This window comes from Pengzhenrongella sp. (genome assembly GCF_036565025.1).
Classification (GTDB): Bacteria; Actinomycetota; Actinomycetes; order Actinomycetales; family Cellulomonadaceae; genus Pengzhenrongella.
This window is the reverse complement of record NZ_DATCNW010000108.1, coordinates 1-6,613: the sequence shown is the minus strand read 5'-3', so window position 1 is coordinate 6,613 and position 6,613 is coordinate 1. Positions and strand designations below refer to the sequence as shown.

The following is a 6,613-nucleotide window of genomic DNA, read 5'->3' as shown; positions in this document are numbered from 1 at the left end:
GGCGAGCCGGCGCGACCGTCGTTCGGTGATCTCAGCAATCCGATCCCTCCGAGGAGAACCCGGCCCGTGCACCCCGTCGAACTGCAGCAGACCTACCTCGACCTCACGACGCCGCACGTCGCCGATGCGTGCCTGCGGCTCAGCATCGGCGATCCGCTGCGCGCCGGCGGACACCAGGCCGCTGTGGAGCGGCGTGCACCTGGTCGGCCGGGCGCTGCCCGCGCGGCACTACGGAAGCGTCGACGTCTTCCTCGAGGCCCTTGAGCACGCGCACCCCGGTGACGTCCTCGTGGTCGACAACGCCGGCCGCCGCGACGAGGCCTGCGTGGGCGACCTGATCGCCCTGGAGGTCGCCCGCGCCGGCCTGTCCGGCATCGTGATCTGGGGCCTGCACCGCGATACCACCGAGCTGCGCACCATCCGGTTGCCGGTCTTCAGCCAGGGCACCCTGCCCGCGGGCCCGCAACGCCTCGACGCACAGGACTCGCTCGCACTCGCGTCCGCCAGGTGCGGCGAGCACCTGGTGACCGCCGACGACTTCGTGCTCGGCGACGACGACGGCGTGCTGTTCGCGCCGCTGGACCGCGCCGCGGACATCGCCGAGCTCGCCGCCGGCATCCGGGACACCGAGCGGCACCAAGCGGCGCGGATGACCCTCGGCGAGACCCTCCGGAGCCAGACCCGCTTCGCCGAGTACCTCGCGGTCCGCGACACCGACGGCAGCACGTTCCGGGCGCACCTGCGCTCGGTCGGCGGAGCCATCGAAGAGTGACGCCGGCTGACTATCGCGGAGCTTTCCCGTCACGCGCCGAGCTCGCACGCACCACCAGTCGCGGCTCGATGACCGCGTGCACCGCCTCGCGCCGACCGCCGATCCTGCTCGACAGCAGCTCGACGGCGCGGCGACCCAGGACCCCGGCGGACTGGCTGACCGAGGTCAGGGAGAACTCGTCGAGCGAGGCGAGGTACGTGTCGTCGTACCCGACGACCCCGACGTCCCGCCCGACGGCGGCCCCGGCGCGCCTGATCGCGGTGACCGCCTCCAGGGCGATGAGGTCGTTGTGGGCGAAGAAGGCGAGGTCCGGTTTCGCGGCGCGAAGCTCGGCGTCGACCACCGCCCCGACTCCCCCACCGGTACGCACGCTCCGCGCGACGCCGCCGAGGCCGGCGTCGGACATCGCCTCGCGGTACCCGGCCTTGCGGTCCTCGCTCGAGCTCTCGGCGAGCTCCGCCGCGACATCCAGGTGGACCACGCAGCGGTAGCCCGCGGCCAGCAGGTGCTCGGTGACCAGCCGACCCCCGACACGCTCGTCGGCGTTCACGCTGTCCAGGACGCCGGAGCCCGTCGTCCGACCCACGAGGCAGGTGGGGACGAGGCTACCGACCCGCTCGAGGTAGGCGTCGTCGAGCAGCGGAGAGACGAGCACCAGCGCGTCGACCCGGAGCTCGAGGAAGGTCTCGACCGCCTCCTGCTCCAGGTGGACCTCGCGGGATCCGGTGGCCAGCAGGGCGCTCTGTCCGAGCGACGTCGCGGCCGGCCGGGCCCCGTCGATGATGTCGGCGTAGAACGGGTTGCGCAGGTCGGGCAGCACCACGCCGATCAGGTTGGTCCGCCGACCGGCGAGGTGCTTGGCGGCCGCGTTGGGGCGGTAGCCGAGCGAGGCGACCGCCTCCAGCACCGCCGACCGCCGCGACGGCGAGACGCTCGGCTCCCCCCGCATCACCAGCGAGACCAGAGCCCGGGACACCCCCGCACGATCCGCAACGTCCTGCTGAGTGGGGTTAGCGCGCACCCCCGCAGCCTAAGTGCGCCGAACGGGGGTGCCGCGAAAGCGACACCCCCGATCGCGGATCAGGCGTGCGTGAAGCGGAACTCTTCTTCCAGCTCTTCGAGGGTCAGGTGGCTGGTCTCGGGGACCATCTTCCAGCTGAAGATCAAGGTGCCGACGTTGATCGCCGCGAAGACGAGGAACGTCCCGGCCCCGCCGAACGAGCTGATCAGCACCGGGAAACTGAACGAGATGATGGCGTTGACGATCCACAGGAGGAAGACCGACAGGCCCATGCCGAAGCCGCGCATCTTCATCGGGAAGATCTCCGAGAGCATCACCCAGGTCACCGGTGAGATCGCGCCCTGCTGAAAAATGAGGAAGCTGAGCATGCACCCCAGCACGATGTACGAGCTGGACGTGGCGGGCGCCACACCCGCATCGAGGCTCGGCGAGATGAGCAGACCGAACGTCACGCCGATCGCGGCGAGCGAGACGATGACGCCCGCCTGGCCGACCATCAGGAGCTGGCGACGCTTGAACCGTCCCACGAGCCACAACCCCGCGGCGCTCGCCACCACGGAGACCACGCCGTTGGCGATGGTCGCGGTCAGCGCGGCGTTGGTGCCCAGCCCGGTCTTGGTGAGGATCGTCGGCGCGTAGTACATGAGGGTGTTGACGCCGGTGAGCTGCTGGAGGATGGCGATGCCGACGCCGATGAAGACCAGGCGCTTGATCCACGGGGTCTTGAGGTCGGACCAGCCGCCCTCCCGCGCCGCGGCGGAGTCGTGGGCGACCGTGAGCATCTCGCTCAGCTCGCCCTTGATGTCGTACTCCTTGCGGCGCGTAGCGCGCAACACGTCCAGGGCCTCGCCGAAGCGTCCCTTGCAGGCGAACCAGCGGGCGGTCTCGGGCATGAAGTGCATGCCGATCCACAACGCGATCGCCGGCACGGAGGCGATGAACAGCATGATGCGCCACGTCGAGTGACCGTCCCAGAGGTTCGCGAGCACGGCGTTCGTGGAGTAGGCGAGCAGCTGGCCGGTCACGATCATCAGCTGGTCGACGGCGACCAGGCGTCCGCGCAGCTCGCGCGGCGCGATCTCGGCAAGGTAGACGGGCACGGTCGCCGAGGCAGCGCCGACGGCGATGCCGAGCACGATGCGCGCGAGGATCATGACCCCGACGTTCGGGGCGAGCGCGGTGCCGACGGCGCCGAGGAAGAAGATCCCGGCGAGCATCAGAATGTTGTGGCGCCGGCCGAAGCGGTCCGAGAGCCTGCCGCCGTACAGGGCGCCGAAGGCCGCACCGAAGAGCAGCGACGAGGTCACCAGCCCCTCGGTGACCGGGGTCAGGCCGAGGCCGCCCTTCGCCACCGTGTCCGTCATGAAGGGCAACGCACCGGCGATCACGCCCGTGTCATAGCCGAAGAGCAGTCCACCGAGCGTCGCCACCATGGCGATCGCCTTCATGGAACGCTTCTTGTTCGGTGTCCTCTCCTCTTCGAAGAGCGAGTCGATCTCGAGCTGCGAGGCGGTCCCGGGTAACCCGGCCGCCCCCACATGGTTACTGATCGCCGTCATTGGCGCGTCCTTCCATTGCGGGGCGCACGAGGACGACCCCGGAAGTGGTGTGCCGGGGTCGTCGACTGCTGGAACGACGCGACCGAGGAAACTCGTCCTTGAGTGGCGAAGCCCGCGCCAGCAACCTCGCCTGCACGTCGTACGTAGTGACATTCAATCGGCTTTGTTCTAACAAGTCAAACGATTGTCCTGTCATTCTGTCTATAGGACGAATGTGAGATGTCTCACGCGTCGTAGGTGGTGGTCCCGCTGATCGCGCCGACCTGGTGCCACGCGCCGTCGGCCGCGGACTCCTCGGCGGCGTCGGCCACGCTCGCGGCGGACCAGCCGTCGGCCGCGGACGGCGCGAGCTGCTTGCCGGTCGCGACGGACTCCAGGAACAGCCGGGCCTCGATCGTCTTGAGGTCGTCGAAGCCCATGGAGGTACCGGCACCGGGCTGGAAGCGCGAGAACTCGCCGTAGCCGGGGCCGGCCAGAACAGTCGTGTAGCCGTGTTCTGCCCCGTTCAACCCGAGGCAGACCTCGAGCTCGTTGAGTCGCTGGAAGTTCCAGCGGACCGATCCCTGCGTGCCGTAGACCTCGACAACGTACTCGGCCCGCGGGCCGACGGCGACGCGGCTCGACTCGAAGGTGCCCACGGCACCCGACGCGAAGCGCGCGAGCACCCCGACGTAGTCCTCGTTCTGGACGGGCTTGAGCGCGCCGCCCGCGCCGCGACTGAAGTGGCTCGCTGCCCCGCTCGCCGGCTCGGCACGTTCGGTGATGATCGTCGTGCTCAGCGCCGTGACCTCGTTGATCGCCCCGACGAGGAACTGCGCGAGGTCGAAACCGTGCGAGACCAGGTCGCCCAGGACCCCGGACCCGGCACGCTCGCGCTCGAAGCGCCAGGTCAGCGCGCCGGCCGGGTCGCTCGAGTAGTCCGCGAGCAGCCAGCAGCGCACGTTCGTGATCCGGCCGAGCTCACCGGCGCGAATGAGCTCGCGGGCGCGGGCGACGGCGGGCGCGTGCCGGTAGTTGAACCCCACCCCGGTGACGATCCCAGCGTCGTGCGCCGCGCGGGCGATCTCGCCGCTCTCGGCGGCCCCGCGCCCCATCGGCTTCTCGATCCAGAACGGCTTGCCGGCCTTCGCGGCCGCGAGCGCCATCTCCTTGTGCAGGAAGTTCGGCGCGCAGATCGACACGACGTCGACCTCGGGGTGGTTCAGCACCTCGTGGTAGTCCAGCGTCCAGCTCTCGTACCCGAGCACGTCCGCGGCCTCCCGCGCGCTGGCCTCGACCGTGTCCGCGGCGATCACCAGGCGCGCGCGCAGGCCGAGCTCGGGGTACCGCTCGGCAACCGCCTTGTAGGCCCGGGTGTGCAGCCGGCCCATCCAGCCGACGCTGATCAGGCCGACGCCGATGGTCCGGGTTGTCCCGCTCATGCGCCGAGCTCCTTCGTGACTCGCTCGAGCATGGCCTTGTGGATCTCGTCGGCCCGCTCGTTCCAGCCGAACACGCACACGGTCGCGACGCCGTCGAAACGGGTGTCCCGCAGCGCGCCGAACAGCTCGTCCCACGGCACGTCGCCGTTGCCGATCTCGTTGTGCTGGTGCACTCGGACGTCGGCGCCCGGCGGGTTGGTGATGTAGCGCAGGCCCCCGTTGATCGTGTGGTTGAAGACGTCGGCGAGGTGCACGTGCGCCAGGCGGTCCCCGGCGTAGTCGATCATCCGCCGGACGTCCCCGGCGCCGTCGGACAGGTGGAAGGCGTGCGGGGCGCAGAACAGGTAGTTCACGTACGGCTTGTTGATCCCCCGCACCAGGTCGACGGCGGCGTCGTTGAGCTCGATGAAGTCGTACGGGTGGGCCTCGAGGTTCAGCTCCAGCCCGTACCGCTCGATGTGCGGGAGCAGCTCGTCCATGGACCGGCGGAAGCTCGCGTCGCAGTGCTGCGGGTCGTTCGGGTCCCCCGACAGCTCGGAATTCACCATCGGGCAGTCGAGCTCGACGGCGATCTCGAGCAGCCGCCGGAAGTTGCGCACCGCGGCCGCCCGCTCGTCCTCGCGCTGCGAGGACCAGTTGTACACCGGGACCAGCGTCTGCATCGTGACGCCGGTCTCCCGCATCGCGTCCTTGACGCTCTTGAGCTCGGCGTCACCCGCCGTGGGATAGCGGTGCCAGGAGAAGAAGTCGCCGCGCGGGGAGAGCTCGAGGTACTCGTACCCGAGCTCGGCCGCCTTGCGGACCTCGTCGGCCACCGACAGCGTCGGGTGATACATCGCCGGGTCGAGCGCGATCTTGACCATTGGCTTGCTCCACTTCGTTGGGGACGGGTCGTTGCGGGTTCATCGGGAGAACGGGCACGCAGGCCGACGGCGGGCGGAGGTCCGACCCCCGCCCGCCGTCGTCGGTGGGTCTGCGCTCAGGCGAACGCGACCGTCTTTCCGGTCGAGTAGAACTCGGGCTTGTCGATCATCGTGATCGGGACCACCCCGGCGTCGCCGAGCAGGGCCTTGACGCCCGCGTCGCACACGACGGCGGCGGCGTAGCCGTCCCAGCTGGACGGGCCGCTGGCCTCACCGGTCTCGACCGAACGGATCCACGACTGAAGCTCGGTGGTGAACGCCCCGTCGAACCGGTCGACGTGGTCGGTCGCGAGCGAGTTGCGGTGGCCCGCGCCGTCCCGGAGCTCGATCTTGTGCTGGTCGCCGAGGCTGACGGTGCCGGTCTCGGCGACGACCTCGCAGCGGATGTCGTACGCGTAGCCGATGTTGACGAAGATCTCGTCGTCGACCCGGACGCCCGACGCGGTCTCGAGGATGAGCACGAGCGGGTCCTGCAGGTGACCGAACCGGTGGGTCGTCTTCTTCGGCTTGTCGACGCGCGCGGTGACGAACTCCTCGCCGAGCAGCCACCGCATCGTGTCGATCTCGTGGATCGCGGTGTCGTTGATCGCCATGTCGGCGGTGTAGATCTCCGGCACGGTGGGGTTCCGGTGGGCGCAGTGCACCATCAGCGCCTCGCCGATCTCGCCGCCGTCGAGCACCGCCTTCAGCTCGCGGTAGCTCGCGTCGTAGCGGCGCATGAAGCCGACCTGGACGAGCCGGCGGCCGGCCTTCTGCTCGGCGGCCATGATCCGCAGGCAGGCCGCGGCCGTCGGGGCCAGCGGCTTCTCGCAGAAGACCGGCTTGCCGGCCTCGATCGCCGCGATGACGGACTCCTCGTGCGCCGGCCCGAAGCTCGTCACCATGACGGCGTCGACCTCGTCGGCCGCGATCAGCGA

The 6,613-nt window shown here is 69.9% G+C and carries 6 protein-coding genes; 1 reads left to right on the top strand and 5 read right to left on the bottom strand.

What is annotated here, in order from left to right:
• Positions 1 to 193: 193 nt before the first annotated feature.
• Complete coding sequence (locus tag VIM26_RS06055; protein ID WP_331949451.1) at positions 194 to 772, top strand: RraA family protein; 579 nt, start codon at positions 194 to 196, stop codon at positions 770 to 772.
• Between the two features lie 10 nt (positions 773 to 782).
• Here the strand turns inward: VIM26_RS06055 and VIM26_RS06050 are convergent, their stop codons facing one another.
• From VIM26_RS06050 to VIM26_RS06030, 5 genes are all read right to left on the bottom strand, one after another.
• A complete protein-coding gene (locus VIM26_RS06050; protein WP_331949450.1) occupies positions 783 to 1,793 on the bottom strand; it encodes a LacI family DNA-binding transcriptional regulator in 1,011 nt (336 codons plus the stop codon).
• Between the two features lie 59 nt (positions 1,794 to 1,852).
• Positions 1,853 to 3,352 (bottom strand): sugar porter family MFS transporter, encoded by a 1,500-nt coding sequence (locus VIM26_RS06045; RefSeq protein ID WP_331949449.1) that lies wholly within the window; start codon positions 3,350 to 3,352, stop codon positions 1,853 to 1,855.
• Positions 3,353 to 3,576: 224 nt separating this feature from the next.
• On the bottom strand, positions 3,577 to 4,773 hold the full coding sequence (locus VIM26_RS06040; protein WP_331949448.1) for a Gfo/Idh/MocA family oxidoreductase: 1,197 nt from the start codon (positions 4,771 to 4,773) through the stop codon (positions 3,577 to 3,579).
• Positions 4,770 to 5,636: a sugar phosphate isomerase/epimerase gene (locus VIM26_RS06035; RefSeq protein WP_331949447.1), complete on the bottom strand. Its 867-nt coding sequence runs from the start codon at positions 5,634 to 5,636 to the stop codon at positions 4,770 to 4,772. Before VIM26_RS06035 ends, VIM26_RS06040 begins: the two co-directional genes overlap by 4 nt.
• A gap of 116 nt (positions 5,637 to 5,752) precedes the next feature.
• The coding region (locus VIM26_RS06030) for a Gfo/Idh/MocA family oxidoreductase (protein WP_331949446.1) at positions 5,753 to 6,613 on the bottom strand (861 nt) is incomplete at its 5' end.

What these genes read in the sequence shown, in the direction of transcription:
- VIM26_RS06045 (WP_331949449.1), bottom strand. Translation starts at nt 3,352, where the DNA reads ATGACGGCGATCAGTAACCATGTGGGGGCGGCCGGGTTACCCGGGACC.
- VIM26_RS06040 (WP_331949448.1), bottom strand. Translation starts at nt 4,773, where the DNA reads ATGAGCGGGACAACCCGGACCATCGGCGTCGGCCTGATCAGCGTCGGC.
- VIM26_RS06035 (WP_331949447.1), bottom strand. Translation starts at nt 5,636, where the DNA reads ATGGTCAAGATCGCGCTCGACCCGGCGATGTATCACCCGACGCTGTCG.